Origin of the sequence: Pseudomonas sp. 10S5, assembly GCF_035019745.1 — a bacterium.
Lineage (GTDB): Bacteria > Pseudomonadota > Gammaproteobacteria > Pseudomonadales > Pseudomonadaceae > Aquipseudomonas.
Map to the genome: position 1 here is coordinate 132,520 of NZ_JASJVL010000005.1, position 15,636 is coordinate 148,155.

Annotated in this window: 12 protein-coding genes and 5 pseudogenes; 10 read left to right on the forward strand and 7 right to left on the reverse strand. The window is 56.0% G+C overall.

Annotated features, from left to right (window positions below; translation table 11 throughout):
• Nucleotides 1-17 precede the first annotated feature (17 nt).
• Together QN378_RS06905 and QN378_RS06910 are read right to left on the reverse strand one after the other, a co-directional pair.
• A complete protein-coding gene (locus QN378_RS06905) occupies nucleotides 18-1,559 on the reverse strand; it encodes a sugar ABC transporter ATP-binding protein (protein ID WP_322203589.1) in 1,542 nt (513 codons plus the stop codon).
• Between the two features lie 189 nt (nucleotides 1,560-1,748).
• Nucleotides 1,749-3,104 (reverse strand): carbohydrate porin, encoded by a 1,356-nt coding sequence (locus QN378_RS06910; RefSeq protein WP_322203591.1) that lies wholly within the window; start codon nucleotides 3,102-3,104, stop codon nucleotides 1,749-1,751.
• Between the two features lie 297 nt (nucleotides 3,105-3,401).
• On the opposite strand from QN378_RS06910, the gene QN378_RS06915 reads away from it, so the two are divergent.
• Nucleotides 3,402-4,010, forward strand: coding sequence for an FMN-dependent NADH-azoreductase (locus tag QN378_RS06915; protein ID WP_322203593.1), 609 nt, complete (start codon nucleotides 3,402-3,404; stop codon nucleotides 4,008-4,010).
• Nucleotides 4,011-4,025: 15 nt separating this feature from the next.
• Here the strand turns inward: QN378_RS06915 and QN378_RS06920 are convergent.
• Nucleotides 4,026-4,493, reverse strand: a pseudogene (locus tag QN378_RS06920) (methyl-accepting chemotaxis protein); the annotation flags it as partial.
• On the opposite strand from QN378_RS06920, the pseudogene QN378_RS06925 reads away from it, so the two are divergent.
• Nucleotides 4,471-5,230 (forward strand): annotated as a pseudogene (locus QN378_RS06925) (MFS transporter). The pseudogenes QN378_RS06920 and QN378_RS06925 sit on opposite strands and share 23 nt — an antisense overlap.
• On the opposite strand, the gene QN378_RS06930 reads toward QN378_RS06925, so the two are convergent.
• Nucleotides 5,231-5,797, reverse strand: a complete 567-nt coding sequence (locus QN378_RS06930; RefSeq protein WP_323546619.1) for a TetR/AcrR family transcriptional regulator — start codon at nucleotides 5,795-5,797, stop codon at nucleotides 5,231-5,233. It abuts the pseudogene before it with no gap.
• A gap of 122 nt (nucleotides 5,798-5,919) precedes the next feature.
• Nucleotides 5,920-8,622 (reverse strand): autotransporter outer membrane beta-barrel domain-containing protein, encoded by a 2,703-nt coding sequence (locus QN378_RS06935; protein ID WP_322203597.1) that lies wholly within the window; start codon nucleotides 8,620-8,622, stop codon nucleotides 5,920-5,922.
• Nucleotides 8,623-8,866: 244 nt separating this feature from the next.
• Here QN378_RS06935 and QN378_RS06940 point away from each other — a divergent pair, with 244 nt between their 5' ends.
• Nucleotides 8,867-9,274 (forward strand): MbcA/ParS/Xre antitoxin family protein, encoded by a 408-nt coding sequence (locus tag QN378_RS06940; protein ID WP_322203599.1) that lies wholly within the window; start codon nucleotides 8,867-8,869, stop codon nucleotides 9,272-9,274.
• On the forward strand, nucleotides 9,271-9,954 hold the full coding sequence (locus QN378_RS06945; RefSeq protein WP_323546617.1) for an RES family NAD+ phosphorylase: 684 nt from the start codon (nucleotides 9,271-9,273) through the stop codon (nucleotides 9,952-9,954). Before QN378_RS06940 ends, QN378_RS06945 begins: the two co-directional genes overlap by 4 nt.
• Before the next feature lie 495 nt (nucleotides 9,955-10,449).
• Here QN378_RS06945 and QN378_RS06950 read toward each other — a convergent pair whose 3' ends face one another.
• Both QN378_RS06950 and QN378_RS06955 read right to left on the reverse strand, forming a co-directional pair.
• The gene (locus tag QN378_RS06950; RefSeq protein WP_322203602.1) at nucleotides 10,450-10,725 is read right to left on the reverse strand and encodes a type II toxin-antitoxin system RelE/ParE family toxin; all 276 of its coding nucleotides are present in this window, start codon (nucleotides 10,723-10,725) and stop codon (nucleotides 10,450-10,452) included.
• Nucleotides 10,725-10,997 (reverse strand): CopG family ribbon-helix-helix protein, encoded by a 273-nt coding sequence (locus QN378_RS06955; protein WP_015060662.1) that lies wholly within the window; start codon nucleotides 10,995-10,997, stop codon nucleotides 10,725-10,727. Before QN378_RS06955 ends, QN378_RS06950 begins: the two co-directional genes overlap by 1 nt.
• A gap of 328 nt (nucleotides 10,998-11,325) precedes the next feature.
• Between QN378_RS06955 and QN378_RS06960 the strand changes: the two are divergent.
• The 6 genes and pseudogenes from QN378_RS06960 to QN378_RS06985 all read left to right on the forward strand — a co-directional run bounded on the left by QN378_RS06960 (nucleotide 11,326) and on the right by QN378_RS06985 (nucleotide 15,620).
• Nucleotides 11,326-11,887, forward strand: a pseudogene (locus QN378_RS06960) (recombinase family protein).
• Between the two features lie 3 nt (nucleotides 11,888-11,890).
• Nucleotides 11,891-12,013: a hypothetical protein gene (locus tag QN378_RS06965; protein ID WP_322203616.1), complete on the forward strand. Its 123-nt coding sequence runs from the start codon at nucleotides 11,891-11,893 to the stop codon at nucleotides 12,011-12,013.
• Nucleotides 11,986-12,294, forward strand: a pseudogene (locus QN378_RS06970) (Tn3 family transposase); the annotation flags it as partial. The gene QN378_RS06965 and the pseudogene QN378_RS06970, both read left to right, overlap by 28 nt.
• Nucleotides 12,295-12,615: 321 nt before the next feature.
• Nucleotides 12,616-13,239, forward strand: a pseudogene (locus tag QN378_RS06975) (MBL fold metallo-hydrolase); the annotation flags it as partial.
• A 318-nt stretch (nucleotides 13,240-13,557) separates the two neighbouring features.
• Nucleotides 13,558-14,799, forward strand: a complete 1,242-nt coding sequence (locus tag QN378_RS06980) for an FAD/NAD(P)-binding oxidoreductase (protein ID WP_322206869.1) — start codon at nucleotides 13,558-13,560, stop codon at nucleotides 14,797-14,799.
• A complete protein-coding gene (locus tag QN378_RS06985; protein ID WP_322203618.1) occupies nucleotides 14,796-15,620 on the forward strand; it encodes a sulfite exporter TauE/SafE family protein in 825 nt (274 codons plus the stop codon). Before QN378_RS06980 ends, QN378_RS06985 begins: the two co-directional genes overlap by 4 nt.
• Nucleotides 15,621-15,636 lie beyond the last annotated feature (16 nt).

The window sequence follows — 15,636 nt, forward strand, 5'->3', positions numbered from 1 at the left end:
ATTTTTGTTTTATTCGATCAGGCGACGTGGTCTGCGACCTGCGCCGCGCCGGTGGCCAAATCAATGATGGTTTCTTGAGTGATCTCCCGCCCGGACATGCCGCCCAACTCAGCCACTAATTGACCTTCGCGCATGATCAATACCCGGTCAGAGGTGCCGATGATTTCCGGCAATTCACTGGAAATCAGCACAATTCCCACCCCGGCCTTGGCTAGCTCGTTGATGATTCGGTAGATTTCCGATTTCGAACCAATATCCACGCCACGGGTGGGTTCGTCGAGAATCAGCACATGGGGTTTGACTTCCAGCAAACGGGCCAGCAATACCTTTTGCTGGTTGCCACCCGACAAGGCGCCGACGTTAACCTTGCCCGAGCCAACCCGGATCGACAGCGAGCGAATGGCAGCGCTGGCGCGTTGCATGCCGTGATTGAGGTCAAGCACGCCGTAATGGGCGTCGGGCACGCAGGCACAGACGTTGATGTTGTCGCGGACACTCATGTCGAGAAACAACCCTTGGGCTTTTCGGTCCTCGGTGAGGTACACCACTCCGGCGCGGATCGCATCGGCGGGGTCACGCAACTGAGTAATGGCCTGGCCTGCAACTTCCAGCGTGCCGGATGTGCGAGGGTTCGCGGCGAAAATCAAGCGGGCCAATTCGGTACGGCCCGCCCCCACCAAGCCTGCGATGCCCAGCACTTCACCGGCGTGAACGTCAAAACTGCAACCGCGCACCCGTGCGCCATCGGCCATGTCGCGAACACGCATGACCACTGCCCCCGGATCGTACGGCGCGTGTTCCTTTTTATAGAAACCAGACAGGTCGCGCCCCACCATCATCTTCACCAGCACCTCGGCTGACAGGGCTTCGCGTTCGAGCATGCCGACGTGTTCGCCGTCGCGAAGCACTGAAACCCGGTCCGACAACTCATAGATTTCAGCCATACGGTGGCTGATATAGATGATTGCCAGCCCTTGACTGCGTAATTGCTTGATAAGCGCAAATAGACGGTCGGTCTCACGGGACGACAGCGGCGTGGTGGGCTCATCCATGACCAGAATTTTTGCATCGGCGTGCAGCGCGCGGGCGATTTCCACCAGCTGTCGCTCGGCAATCGACAATGTGCTGACTTTAGTCAGCGCCGTAAAATCTGCGCCGAGTCGGTTTAGCACCTCGACACAGCCCGCTAGCATCGCCTTGCGATTGACTATCAAGCCGGAACGTAGCTCGCGCCCGAGGTAGATATTCTCGGCCACACTTAGGTTCGGACACAGGCTCAACTCTTGGTAAATAACCGCAATGCCATGCGCTTTGGCAGTGCGTGGGTTGTAGCTGGAGACCGGTTGGCCGTCGATTCGAATCTCGCCCCCGGCGTCTGCCTGATAGGCGCCGGAGAGGATCTTCATCAACGTGGATTTGCCTGCGCCATTCTCGCCCATTAATGCGTGAACTTCGCCGGGATAAACGTTCAAATCAACGCTCTTCAGCACCCGCAAACCATTGAAGGTTTTGGAGATGCCGCGCATTTCGAGAAGAGGTAAGGGTGAGGAAAAACTCATGGGCGCGCCCTCAAATTTTTTATTTTTTTACGTGGGCGTGCATAGGCTTTGATCCTGATGCAACCTGATTGAGGTCGACTCTAGTCGATAAATCCATTTACGCAAGCGCTTGCGCAAGCACTTGCGTGGTCGCCGCGCGCTTTTATGGTTTCCTTCGCAAACAACTTCGCCGCGACAGAGATGGGCCGATCAGAAGGTTGATTGAACCTGCAGACCCGCTACTACGCCGTTCTGCACTTCGCGTACGCCGCCTGGGTGAGCGATGTATTGCACGTTAGGCCTGACGTTTAGCCATTGGGTGACTTGAATGCCATAGTTGAGTTCGAGGTTGTACTCAGTGTGTTGCTCTGGCACATAGGCGGCGTCGGCGTAATTAAGGCCGCTGACGTCGTTTGCTGTTTTGGCGTTACGCAGGTACAGGCTGCTGGCGTGCAAGCGAGCAACACCCAACCCCAAGGTGTCAGTCGGACGGGCGTCAAAAGGGCCCTTGTAAACCAACGTAACCTTCTGATAACTATCGATCGGCGTGGTAGCGCGGTCGTAGAAGCTGGCATTGGCCGAGAGGGTCAAACCTCGGGAGACATCGCCATTCACCGTGGTGAGTTGCTGCTTACCGGTCAACCACCAGCCATGGCGACTGGTATCGCTGCGGTAATCTTCACCGGATAACGCAGCCGGTTGATTGTTGGCATCCTTGTAAACATCGCTGGCTTTGGCGGTGCTGTAGTAATAACCGACGTGGTATTCACCCGGCAGATTATCAACCGTGGGCGCCCACACCAACTCAACTGGTATTAAGGCGCCGGTCGTGCCCGCGCCATTGAGTTTGAAGCCATTGTCGTTCTGTAGGTTGGATGGATTGACGTCAAACACGCCGACTTGTGCGTATGCCGAATCGGTCAGTTTGTATTTAGCTCGTGCTGCCCATTGGCTGATCGGGCTGTTATAGATGCTATCGACATAGTTACCTGGCTGTGAGCCACAAAACGCCAGGTTCTGGAATAGGCAATCCTCAACGCCAAACTCATCGCTGAACGCGAAACGGCCGGCTTTGATATTCAGCGCGGTATCGAACCAGCCCTTACTCAGCCACAACTCGCTGAGGCGACTCACGCTACCGGTGCCCTGCACTTCTTGGGTGGCGGAGAAGCTGCCCGCGCGCGGGTCGTTGAGGTTGTCGGTATTCAGGTTGTCGCCGTTGCGATTGGTGAGCTGAACCATAAATTGAGTGTCATTCCACCCCATCAGCTTATGCAGGTCGATAGCGGCACCTACGGTGAACTGGTCGGCATAGCGTGTAGTGTGATGCTTGTCGTAGCCGCCGCGCAGGTTCGAAGCTGATTCGCCGGTATAGCCCATTTGAACGTCAATACCTTTTTCCAACCACTCGGCGCGCAGTCCTCCCCAGTCACCGGTCATCCACTGTGAATCGGCTGAGAATGCGTCCTGTGCTTGTGCGCTAAGCGTCCAACTGGATGCGGCACACAGTGAAATAAGCACGCCAAAGACTTGCGGGCGCACGTGGCGGACGGTCGATCGAAGCATATGGTTTTTCCTGTATTTTCTATGACACAACGACGATATGGAGCTTTGTCGTCGCTATTCCCTAGGTTGCGCGGCCCCTGTAATGGAACGGAGCAGAATCAAAGCGAGCTCATGGTATAGATAAGTCCAAATATTTCAAATAGGAATATTTCTCATTTATCTGTGCGCCGCTATCCAAGGCCTAAAAGCGTATCGTCTGATCATGCTTTTCTACGGTAAAAAAGCACCGCGCAGTACTCGCGTTTCTGCTATCACTGGCCACTCAAGCCCGAAAAACACTCGCCGAGGGATTTACCCATGCCGCATTTACTGCATGTTGAAAGTTCGCCACGCAAGCAACGTTCAGCATCGATTGAAATCGCCCATGCATTTATCGACGCCTGGAAAAGTAAGCACTCGGGGGCCACAGTTGACACTCTCGACGTGTGGAATACCGCGTTACCGGAATTTGATGGCGAGGCGTTGGGCGCCAAGTACGCGGGCATTGAGGGTCGCGAACGGACCCCGGCCGAGCGGCAGGTCTGGACGGAAATAGAAGCGCTGGCTGAACGTTTCAAACGTGCGGACGTGATTGTATTCAGCGTGCCCATGTGGAACTTCGGCATTCCCTACCGGCTCAAGCACCTGATCGATGTGGTCAGTCAGAAAGACCTGTTGTTCACGTTTGATGACCGAGGCCTGAACGGTTTGCTAAACGGTCGCAAGATGTTGGTTATCGCGGCACGCGGCGCACAACTGGACCGTACGGAGCACCAAGTGTCCTATATGGCCAGTTGGTCAGAGATGGTCGGCATCGACGAACAACACACGGTCATTGTCGAAAAAACCCTGTATGGCCCAGAGGTTGATACTCAGGGCCGAAACGCCGCCAAAGCAGAAGCCGTGGCACTGGCTTCAACGATTTGATACCAGACGCTCAACTCAAACGGTAAATTTCATCACCAGACCGTTCAACTCAGTGGCGAGCCGTGACAGTTTGTGGCTTGCCGTTGACGTTTGCTCGGCTGCCGTTGACGACTCGGCAGACAGGTCACGAATACTGATCAGGTTCTTGTCCACCGACCTAGCCACTTGCGCTTGTTGCTCCGAGGCGGTGGCGATCAGCATGTTTCGCTCGGCAATGTTTACGATAGCGGCGGCGATTTCAACCAGTGCGGCACCCGCTTCGTGGGCGATCAATAAGGTTTTGTCGGCTTCAGTGCTGGTCAGAGTCATTGATGAAACGGCGTGTTCCGATCCCTCCTGGACGCCCCTAACGATTTGTTCGATTTCCAGAGTTGATTGTTGAGTACGGTGAGCCAAAGCCCGTACCTCATCGGCAACGACCGCGAATCCCGTACCCTGATCACCCGCCCTCGCAGCTTCAATAGCGGCGTTTAGCACCAGCAGACGCGCTCAATTTTTTCTGGCCGATGTCCGCGACGGGCTTGGACCTTATCTGGCCATTTATCTGCTAGCGGTTCATCACTGGGACCCGGCCAGCATCGGCGTGGTCATGACCCTGGCGGGAATTGCTGCGTTGATCACACAAGCGCCGGCGGGTGCGATGATCGACGGCATATGTGGTAAACGCGGCCATGTTGCCGTTGGTGAGCCAAAAACTGTCGCTGGTCAATTTGCAAATGGCTACCCCGTTGAGCGCGGCCTGCATTGTCGCCGCGCAACTGGTCATGGTTCCTGCCGCCTGGCTTGTCGGGACCAAGGCCGATCAGTGGGGACGAAAGCCGCTGTTGCTTGCCGGATTCTTGATCCTGCCCTTGCGTGGGGTGCTTTACACCCTGTCCGATGACCCCTATTGGCTGGTCGCCATCCAAATGCTGGACGGGGTTGGTGCCGGGTTATTTGGTGCGCTGTTTCCGTTGGTGGTGAAGGACCTGACACACCGCACTGGCCGATTCAATGTAAGCCTCGGCGCCCTGTCTACGGTGTTCGGTTTCGGCGCAGCGCTGAGTAACAGCCTCGCTGGGCTGGTGGTTCAACAGGCGGGCTACAGCGCGGCGTTTCTGACGCTGGCCGCAATAGCCAGCGTCGCGTTTGTTTTACTGTGGTGGGCGATCCCGGAAACCCTTCGCCAGTCAGATCGGTCCAGTACTGTCGACCTGAGCGCTTCCAGGGTCGCCCGATGACTAGGGCAACAGCCCCGCCGCTCGGTAAACTTCGATTGTCTCGTCGAACGCCGCGATGTCATTGCGGCCTCGCGACACCAGTTGAGCGCCTTCAACGGCCGAATAGATAGCCAGTGCCTTTTGCTGCAACGTTTTTAACGGGGCATCACCCTGTAGCAGGGACAGCACGGTTACCAGCCAGTTAACGTTCGCTTCAGTGAACGCATCCACTTCGGTTCTCACTTCAAGGGGCAGGTCCTGATACTCGGCGGCCATGATCCCGCACAGGCACATGCGATTGTCGTTGACCAGTGCCGAGCGAAAAATAGCGGTGTAGCCGTTTATCAAGAAGCGCGGATCTTGGGACTGCTCAGACAAACCTGTCAGGTATTTGCCCCCATCTTCCGTATACCGCCGTGCGAGCGCAGCCCCCAAATCGCCCTTGGTGGGGAAGTGATGGTGAATGCTGGCGCTTTTGATTCCGACTTCCTTCGCGATCTCGCGAAAGCTCAGCGCGTTATAGCCGAGGGCTTGCACCCTGGCGCGGGCGATGCCCAGGATGGTTTCTTTGGTACTTGAGGTTGTCATTAAGAAACTCCCTACTGACAAAGACCTGATAAGAATACGTTGCTCGGCATTCTATCTATCTAGTGAAAGGTAGAACAGTGCCGCCGTAAAAATTATCCTGCCTAGAGTCGTTGGCAAATCCTTCACCAGGTCATACGAATCCCAACGTTGCCACTGATGCCTTTCAGGTCGTTGCTGTCCAGGTTGGCGTCATAGTCAGCGCCCAGGTAAACCGCGACCGTCGGCGATAGCTGCGCCACAACTCCCATGCCGACATCGGCGGAAGAGGCTTTATGCTGAGTTTTTATCCGGTCCACGTCGTCGTAGGTCACCGTATCCGAGCCGCCAAATGTCCGCCATACGTTGGCACGCAGATAAGGTTCGACCGGCGTATTGCTGACCCGATAGCGCCCATTCAAACGCACACCCAAACGCCCGGTGGTGTAGTTCTGGGAATCAAATGAAACCTCGGAAATTCCGTCGTTTTGATCGTCGAGGCTAATGTGCTGACTGATCAACTGCGCTTGCGGCTCAACACTCCAGTGATCGGACAGCGCTACCGGGTAGCCACCTTCCAGAGAAAACGTCAGCCCGTGGCCGTGGGTATCGAGCTTCACCCCTCTGTCCGACTGACTGTTTCCGTCTAAACGAGTGGCCATGGCCACCGCGTCCACATACCAGCCTGATCGGTCCGACAGGGTCCAATAAAGCCCGACATTATCGCCATCGAGCTTGGTCTGACCCGCTTGGCGCCCCTGAAAGCCTTCGGCAAATCCTTTTACGCTGCCGCGGAGGTGGGTTTGCCCCACAAAAAAACCAAAGCGTTGATAGCGTCCTTCACTTATTTCGGATGAGAAAAGGTCATTCCCGATCTGGAAGCCATCCAGAGAGCCATCAAGGCTGGGTGATACGGTTCCAGACCAGCTTTTCTTGAAGTCGTTGTTATAGAAGCGCCCCCATCCTGCAGACGCGAGACCGGTTTCGGTCAGCAGGCTTTGATCCCCCTGACGATCGTGAAATGTACCCAGGGCGTTGAGCATCAGGGTTTGCGCGGCCGGGACAACCACCGAATAGACCGGGACTTCCAACCTGAACAGCGGAATCGGCGCCGCCCCCGCCACGGCAGCAGGCAGCGCTGGCGTGGTGGCTGCCGGTGTCGGTGAAGCGTCGGCTGGGGAGTCAGCAGGAACTGTCGATGGCGGATCAGCGGGCGCCACGGGTGCGGCAGTCGGTGGTTCTACTGGCGGCTCGTCCGCCGCAACGATAGGCGCTGCGGGTGCTAAGGGCGGTGCAGATGGTGGCCGGATAATCACCGGCGGCGCGGCTGGCGGCGCAGCCCGAGGGGCGATTGCGATAACAGAAGAGCGCAGGTACCAGTTGTTCTCGGAGCCCGCAGTAACGCCGCCTTTGAACAAATAATATTGATAGGCACCGGCTGACACCGAGTTCTTCAGTGCAAACGCATCGGCGCTGCTGGTCGCACCGTTTTGCGCCTGCACGACCTCGATACCGTTTTGAAGGGTCAAGGCACCTTGACCGCCGAGGTTAGAAATCCCTACTTGGGTATTTCCACTGATTGCACCTTGGGAGACGATTAACTTGTCGCTGGCAGAGCTGTCGTCGCCTAACACTGTTTGAAGTAGCAATTGCCCGCCACGGCCGACATAGTTGCCATACACCGACAGCGTATCCGCAGCACTCGAACTTGCGCTGGTCATGTCAATAACACCAGCGTTGGTCAGGGTCGTAAGTTGCCCGGAGGTGTAGGGCCTGACCGCTCCATTGGTCACCTGCAATGCGCTGGTGCTGTCGATAGTGAAACTGCCGGTGCCACTGGAACTGTCACCCAGAAAGAAATCCCCGACCAAGTTAAACCGGCTGTTATTGGTGAGGTTGACTGACTCCCATCCGATGTACCGGGCGGCACCAGCAGATGAGCTGTTGTCAAAGGTCAAGGTGTCCTTACCCAGTCCGCCGTCCACCGAGGGTGTTAGAGACAACGTGTCTTCGGTCAAATGACTAATAAGCGCCGTGTCATTACCGTCCCCCATCAAAATAGACGACTTGATCAAACCTCCGGCGTTCCAAATAAACCCGTCATTACCGGTACCGGCGCGTATTTCACCGTTTATAACACCGCCGGTAACGGTAATACGGTCGTCGCCGCCACTGACGCTGATATTGCCGCCGATGGTGCCGCCGGACACAATAATCGTGTCATCGCCAAAGCCCGTCACCAAGTTACCCAAGATAGTGCCGCCCGACATATCAAAGAGGTTGTCGTCCAGCTTCATGTTGACGCGGCCGATAGTGCCACCGGTCATCTTGGCGATATCACCATCATCAAAACCGCCGACGATGGTGCCTCCGGTCATCAAAAAAACATCGCGACTGTTGCCCTGGGTCAGCGATGCAATAGTGCCCCCGGTCATTTGAAAATTATCAACACCGCTGCCCTGTGAAACGCCACCACTCACGGTTCCGGCGCTTATTTTAAATACGTTGGCGCCATCCCCTTGATCAACGGAGCCGAGGATTTTTCCCGAGTCCATTTGAATGACATCATTCTGCGGGCCAAAAATGATGTTTCCATTAACGGTGCCCGTACCGCCAACGGGAAATGCCAAACTGTTAGCGCCCGACAAATCGGTCAGTCCATTACTGGAACCGCTGCTGCAGCTATAGACGTCGTTGCCTGCCGATGCAATTAACGTACAGTCCGCCTTTGCCACCCCCGTTAGACTGATCGCGCACACTAAGGTCGCGGACCCTACTAACAGAACCGGCCCATGCACCGACACTGCGGTGTATTTAGCAGACCGCAAGACTTGGTTAAAGGTAAGCATCCCTGTTCTCCTAACCGGGCACTTACACTTGAACTTCGCCGTAAGTACCCTCCTTTATCTTCAACGGTTAGCGGGAGAGGCTTCTTTAAGCCAACCCGATCCTTGGGTTCTATTGACCCTAGTCGCACCCTTGAAATATCGCAACTTCCGGCCCCGAGCACATAACATGCGCATCTATTCATTGATTTATTGCGCATGCGCACTAAACTGACAACCCATTACCCACCGTCAAGGAGCGTTGGCCATGGCAAACGCAAGCACCGTCCACCCCGCCGTTCACAGCGTAGACACACCGGAGGCGGGCCGGGTGGCCTTGAAATTCTTCTTCGGTCTGATGGAGCATTGGGGTTGTTCGGCGGATCAGCAGCGAGCGCTATTGGGTTCGATCAGCACCACCACTTTTTATAAATACAAACGCCTGCCCAGTGTTCGACTGCCCCATGACACCTTGGAGCGGATCTCGTACCTGATGGGAATTCACAAGGCACTGAGCATTATTTTCAGCAACAACCATGATCGGGTGTACGCCTGGGTCAGCAGCCCCAACACTGCCGCGCCGTTTAATGGTCAAACGGCGCTTAAGTACATGCTGGCCGGTCGCGTTGTTGATATTGCAGATGTGCGCCGTTATCTGGATGGGGTACGCGGATGATCCTGCCGAAACAAGAGATACCCGCGTGGGACAACGCCTATCGAATCATCAGCAGCTCGTTCCCGCCGATCACCCTGTTCGAAGACATTCTGGACCCGTCAGAATTGCAGGTGGCCTACGCTTTGGAATCCCTCACCAATGATCGATTGGCTGAACAAGCGGGCGTCATCAGTCGGGTTAGCCCGGAAGATTGTGTGTCAGGCCCTGGTTCTACACCGGTGATGGCAGCTTTTACTCACATTGGCAGGGTCAGCCGGTTTACCGACGGGACGTTTGGCATTTATTACGCCGCCAACAGCCAGACCGCCGCCATCGCAGAAACAAGCTTTCATCAGGAACGATTTCTTGCCGCCACCCAAGAGCCTGACGTTGAACTGACCATGCGCACCTACGTCAATAAAGTGGTGAAGCCGATGCACGACATTCGTGCTGATTTCGGCCACTTGCATGACCCCGACCCCGCCCACTATGGGATTGCACAAGCGTTCGCGAAAAAGCTGCGTGAAGCAAAATCCTGGGGGATTTTGTACAACAGCGTCCGCGCCACTGGCCATGAATGCATTGCAGCGTTTCGCCCAACAGCGGTGTCAATTCCGGTGCAAGGCAAACATATTCGTTACGTGTGGGATGCCAAAAGCCAAAAAATCGGTTGCTTTTTTGAAATTACTCCAGTGATTTAAGGCGTCTGCGCTTTGAAGGTCATTACGGTGAAGGTATTTGGATGAAACACCGGGTCGGCCTTGCGGGCTGAAGGCGGGGTGAAGTCCATGTAGGCACGATGAAATTACCGTTCCCAGCATGATCGGGCCGTCGAGCTTGAGCGCCGCGACATCGCGTGAACCGCTGATGCGGTCGGTACGGGGGTCAAGAAAATACAGCGTCGAATGGTCGACCCGCCGGCCGCTGGTGAAGATCACCCGCAGGCTGCTCAGCGCGGGAAATTCGCCGACGGGGCTCATGGCGTCAGCCCCGCTTCAAGCAGCAGGCACTGGAACATCGCTTGGGCCATGTACTTCTTGACCCCTGCGCTCGGACACCCCGATCTATTCAGCAATTTCCCGGTACGTGTTGCCATACACCTGAGCCAACAGGGGGAGCCTACAGAATTCGGAAAAAATCGTACGCTAAGGTTTTTCGATCAGTCGTAGGCCCGCCAGTTGATGTGTTCCGTTCCTCTATCGGTCTTCGCGGGTGTGCCACAGGCGCAGCAGGTAGATAGTGGAATCCGCGATCTCGTAACGCATCTCGTATTGGCCGATCTGAATTCGGCGTACGTCCCTTGGCTCGAATTCCTCCAGGCGTTCTCCAATGCGCGGATTGGTCAGCAGCGTGGTAGGTGCGGTGGTGAGTTCCTGCACTGCTCGTGCGGCAGCAGGTTGATTCACCGAGGCCAGAAACTCGTATAGCCGGGTAATGTCGGAAAGCGCCTTGCTTGTCCACTTCAATTCCATCAGCGCGGCACCGGCAACGGAGTGTCGGTGCTGAGACTGTCAGCCCAGGCCTGGACGGCTTGGTGGTCAATAACGCGTCCAGCGTCAACATCAGCCAAAGCCTCACGGGTCAGGCGACTACGCTCTTCTTCTTGGTCTATCCAAGCGGACAGAGCTTGCTTGACGATCCAGTTCTTGGAGCGCTCCAGACGCTCAGCCATCAAATCGACTTTTTCCGCCAGTTGCACCGGAACGTGAGCTGTGACGGATCGGGTTTTGGCGGTGGTTGCCATATGTGGTTAATCCTGATTTATTTCGATTCAACCTAAATCATAGTGAATAATCACGCGTCGTCAAGCTTGTTGTCAGGTTGGGCTATACCCTAACCTGATGTCAGATTGAGTTATGCAACCATGTCAGATTAGAGTGCTTTTTCAAAAAAATTGACACTTGAAGCCCTGAAACCCTGCTGGACAATGGTCTTCAAACGCACGCTGAAGAGAAAGAGGGCTTTTTATGGCATTGCCATCGATGGCTCTCAACGGTCACGGCCTCGCACTGCGTAGCCTAAAATCGGCGAATACCGCCTCCGGCCAGTAACCACCAATCTAGGGAGGAACCTTGCAGGGACAACGTATCGGCTATGTCCGGGTCAGCAGTTACGACCAAAACCCGGAACGCCAACTGGAACAAACCGAGGTGAACAAGCTGTTCACCGACAAAGCCTCTGGCAAGGATACCCAGCGTCCGCAACTGGAGGCCATGCTCGGCTTCGTTCGCGAGGGTGACACCGTTGTGGTTCACAGCATGGATCGCTTGGCGCGCAACCTAGATGACCTTCGGCGCTTGGTACAAAAAGCTGACCAAGCGCGGTGTGCGTATCGAGTTTCTTAAGGAGAGCCTGACGTTTACCGGCGAGGACTCACCCATGGCCAACCTGATGTTATCGGTCATGGGAGCCTTCGCCGAGTTCGAGCGAGCGCTAATTCGCGAGCGACAGCGCGAGGGAATCGCCCTGGCCAAGCAACGTGGCGCTTACCGGGGCCGCAAGAAAGCTCTGTCTGACGAACAGACCGTCGCAGTCCGTCAACGGGTCGCTGCCGGCGAGCCGAAAGCCCAATTAGCCCGTGAGTTCGGTATAAGTAGGGAAACCCTCTACCAGTACCTACGCATGGATGACTGATACATGTCCCGTCGCTCGATACTCTCGGCCTCTGAGCGCGACACGCTGCTTGCGCTGCCGGAAAGCCAGGACGACCTGATCCGCTACTACACCTTCAAATGCGTCGTCGCGTGCATGCAGGTTTGAACAAGGAAGAGGCTCGCAATGCCTTGGCCAGGGCGGTGTTCTTCAACCGTTTCGGTGAAATCAGGGATCGGAGCTTCGAGCAGCAACGCTATCGGGCCAGCAGCCTGAACCTGGTGACCTCCGCCATTGTGCTATGGAACACGGTCTATCTGGAGCGGGCAACCCAAGGGCTGACTGACGCCGGAAAGCCGGTGAACACCGACCTGTTTCAATGCCTGTCGCCGTTGGGCTGGGAACACGTCAACCTGACCGGCGATTATGTCTGGCGGCAGAGCCGCAAGCACCCCAACAGGAAAGCGTGCCTAGCCTTGTCGGACAGGCGACGGAGCATCGCATCGATTCATGCAACGCCTGCAGCAGGATCGGGTGATGGCAGGGTCGTTAGAGGATGTGGGCATCGGCGAAGTCAAAATGGAATCTGGCGTGGAACAAGTTGATGCGGACAGTAACCAATCTCATTCGCGACGTCGACTCTCACTGCTCACTGCTCACTGCCGCGCTAAGATACCGACCAAGTGGCATAGTGGCAAAAGCAACGCAGTCAATCAGACGCAAATTCCAGACTGTCGGCCTGTGCTGACATCACGCCTTCGGAGATGCACATGATTATTGGTGAGAAGATCCTTCTAGAAGAATTTCTAGATGAAACAACCTCTACCTTCAGCTACTTGCTGGTTGATCGGTCAACACTACGCTGTGCGTTAGTCGACAGCGTTCTAGGTTACGACCCAAAGTCGGGTCACACAAATACCCAAGCGGCGGACCGCTTGATGGCGCGCGTGCTTGAACTGGGCGCTTCAGTGGAGTGGATACTGGAGACCCATGTGCATGCAGATCACCTTTCCGCAGCGACCTACTTGAAAGACAAGCTGGGCGGAAAAATCACCATTGGCAGTCACATCAAGCGGGTTCAGCAGGTATTTGGCGAGCTGTTCAATTCGGGTGAAGGCTTCAAACACGACGGCAGCCAATTTGACGTACTGCTCAATGACGACGACACCTTCACGATCGGAACGCTCGACGCGAGAGCGATGCATACACCAGGGCACACGCCTGCCTGCATGACCTACCTTGTTCAAAGCGAAGGCAGCTCGCTAGCCTTCGTCGGTGACACCTTATTCATGCCCGACTACGGCACCGCTCGCTGCGACTTCCCGGAGGGAGATGCTAGAACGTTGTTTCGCTCGATCAAAAAAATTCTCACATTACCCTCCGACACACGCATTTTAATGTGCCATGACTACTGCCCTAACGGCAGGCCCATCGCGTTCATGACCACTGTGGCAGATCAGCGCTCTAACAATATCCACGTCGGAGAAGGCATCGCTGAAGACGACTTCGTGAAGATGCGGGAGGCACGCGATGCCACGCTGGAGATGCCGGTTTTGATCCTGCCATCGGTGCAGGTCAACATGCGCAGCGGCCATCTGCCGGAACCAGAAGCAAACGGCATTCAGTACCTGAAAATCCCTATTAACGCCCTTGGAAAATCAGCAATTATCACCAGCGAGACAGCGACCAAATCACCTCCCCACGATACCTTTGTGCAGCACCAGATACTGATCATCGGCGCGGGCTCGGCGGGTATTGCGACGGCGTCGAGCTTGAAAGCCAGAGACCCGTCCGTCGACATCGCGATCATCGACCCTGCGGATCTGCACTACTACCAACCGGGTTGGACGATGGTCGGGGGCGGAATTTTTCATGTCAAATCCACCGTTCGCGCAATGGCCTCAGTGATACCTGACGACGTGCTGTGGATCAAAGCCGCCGTCGTCGCTTTTGAACCCAAGACCAATACCGTCGTGCTGGAAAACGGTCAGCTCATCGGCTATCAACAACTGATTGTCTGCCCTGGACTGAAGCTCGATTGGGCGGCCATACCGGGGTTAACTGAAACCTTGGGCGCCAACGGTGTAACGTCCAATTACCGCTACGATCTAGCGCCCTACACCTGGCAACTGGTAAAGGCACTGAAGCATGGCAGGGCACTGTTTACCCAGCCGCCAATGCCGATCAAGTGCGCAGGTGCGCCACAAAAAGCCTTGTACTTGTCGTGCGACTACTGGCGCAAAAACGGTCTTCAATCTCAGATCAACACTCACTTTTATTCAGCTGGCGCCACCCTCTTTGGTGTCGCTGACTATGTACCCGCACTGATGGTGTACATGCAGAAATACGCAGTCGAACTCAAATTCACGCACACGCTAGTGGCTGTCGACGGGCCAGGCAAGCTGGCGACATTCAAGCGCACTAGTCCCGATGGGAATACTGAGACGGTGGTTGAACCTTTCGACCTGCTGCATGTGGTCCCACCGCAAATTGCGCCAGACTTCATTCGCAACAGCCCGCTCGCCGATAAGGCCGGCTGGGTCGATGTAGACCCTGCTACCTTGACTCATCGCCAGTACGCCAATGTCCATGGGCTTGGCGATGTGACCAATACCAGTAACGCCAAAACCATGGCGGCCGCGCGCAAACAGGCGCCGGTCGTTGCACACAATGTGCTGGTGGCGTTAGGTCGCAGGCGTTCCTTGGCCATCTACGATGGTTACGGTTCATGCCCGCTGACCGTTGAGCGCGGCAAGATCGTGTTGGCGGAGTTTACCTACGGTGGCACCTTGGCCCCTACCTTTGCGCCATGGTTCATCAATGGTCTAAAACCTTCTCGTCTGGCCTGGTTTTTGAAAGAGCGACTGCTGCCGCCGTTATATTGGCATTGCATGCTCAAAGGCCATGAATGGCTGGCGGCGCCCTTTAAATCAGATACCGAGCACGAAAAATGATGGAGCATGATCTACTGGGCGCGGCGCTAGGTGCGGTCATTGGAGCTGTTCTGGCTCTGACCGGCGCTGGCGGGGGAATTCTTGCTGTTCCGGTTCTGGTATTTGGCCTCGGCCTGTCCATGGTGCAAGCTGCGCCGGTCGGGTTGTTAGCCGTTGGCTTGGCCGCGGCCTTGGGCGCAATCCTAGGCTTACGTCAGGGCATCGTCCGATACCGTGCAGCGGCTTTCATCTCCGGAATTGGCATCCTCGCGGCCCCGGTGGGCTTTTATATCGCCCACCGCGTATCTAATCAGCCGCTGGCGTTGGTGTTTTCTGCAGTGTTGCTCTACTCCAGTCTTCGAATGCTGCGAAAAGCCATTCGCGAAATTCGCCATGGTGCACCCGCGCCTCGAGCCGCGGCATTGCCGTGCGTGCTTAATCCGCTTCAAGGCAGACTGCGTTGGACCTTGCCCTGCGCACGCGCCTTGACGTTCACCGGCCTACTGTGTGGGCTGCTATCGGGACTGCTAGGGGTGGGTGGTGGATTTGTCATCATTCCGGCGCTAACGCGATATTCCAACCTTGAGATGAAAAGTATCGTAGCCACCTCGCTTGCCGTCATCGCACTAGTGTCGATAGGCAGCGTAACCACCGCCACACTGGCCGGGGTGATGTATTGGGAGGCAGGGATCCCCTTTGCCCTCGGTGCGATCGTGGGACTAATCGGCGGCAGACAAATCGCCCATCGTCTCGCTGGCCCTCGTCTGCAACAAGCCTTCGCCCTGGTGGGAGTAATAGCTTCGTTCCTGCTTGCGGCCAGCGCAGTGGGTGCGAAAATTTGAGCTGTGTTTTATCCCA

Coding starts and splice junctions, on each gene's coding strand:
- QN378_RS06945 (WP_323546617.1), top strand. CDS start 9,271: ATGATCCTGCCGAAACAAGAGATACCCGCGTGGGACAACGCCTATCGA.
- QN378_RS06965 (WP_322203616.1), top strand. CDS start 11,891: ATGTCCCGTCGCTCGATACTCTCGGCCTCTGAGCGCGACACGCTGCTT.
- QN378_RS06955 (WP_015060662.1), bottom strand. CDS start 10,997: ATGGCAACCACCGCCAAAACCCGATCCGTCACAGCTCACGTTCCGGTG.
- QN378_RS06985 (WP_322203618.1), top strand. CDS start 14,796: ATGATGGAGCATGATCTACTGGGCGCGGCGCTAGGTGCGGTCATTGGA.
- QN378_RS06910 (WP_322203591.1), bottom strand. CDS start 3,104: ATGCTTCGATCGACCGTCCGCCACGTGCGCCCGCAAGTCTTTGGCGTG.
- QN378_RS06930 (WP_323546619.1), bottom strand. CDS start 5,797: ATGACAACCTCAAGTACCAAAGAAACCATCCTGGGCATCGCCCGCGCC.
- QN378_RS06940 (WP_322203599.1), top strand. CDS start 8,867: ATGGCAAACGCAAGCACCGTCCACCCCGCCGTTCACAGCGTAGACACA.
- QN378_RS06905 (WP_322203589.1), bottom strand. CDS start 1,559: ATGAGTTTTTCCTCACCCTTACCTCTTCTCGAAATGCGCGGCATCTCC.
- QN378_RS06915 (WP_322203593.1), top strand. CDS start 3,402: ATGCCGCATTTACTGCATGTTGAAAGTTCGCCACGCAAGCAACGTTCA.
- QN378_RS06950 (WP_322203602.1), bottom strand. CDS start 10,725: ATGGAATTGAAGTGGACAAGCAAGGCGCTTTCCGACATTACCCGGCTA.
- QN378_RS06935 (WP_322203597.1), bottom strand. CDS start 8,622: ATGCTTACCTTTAACCAAGTCTTGCGGTCTGCTAAATACACCGCAGTG.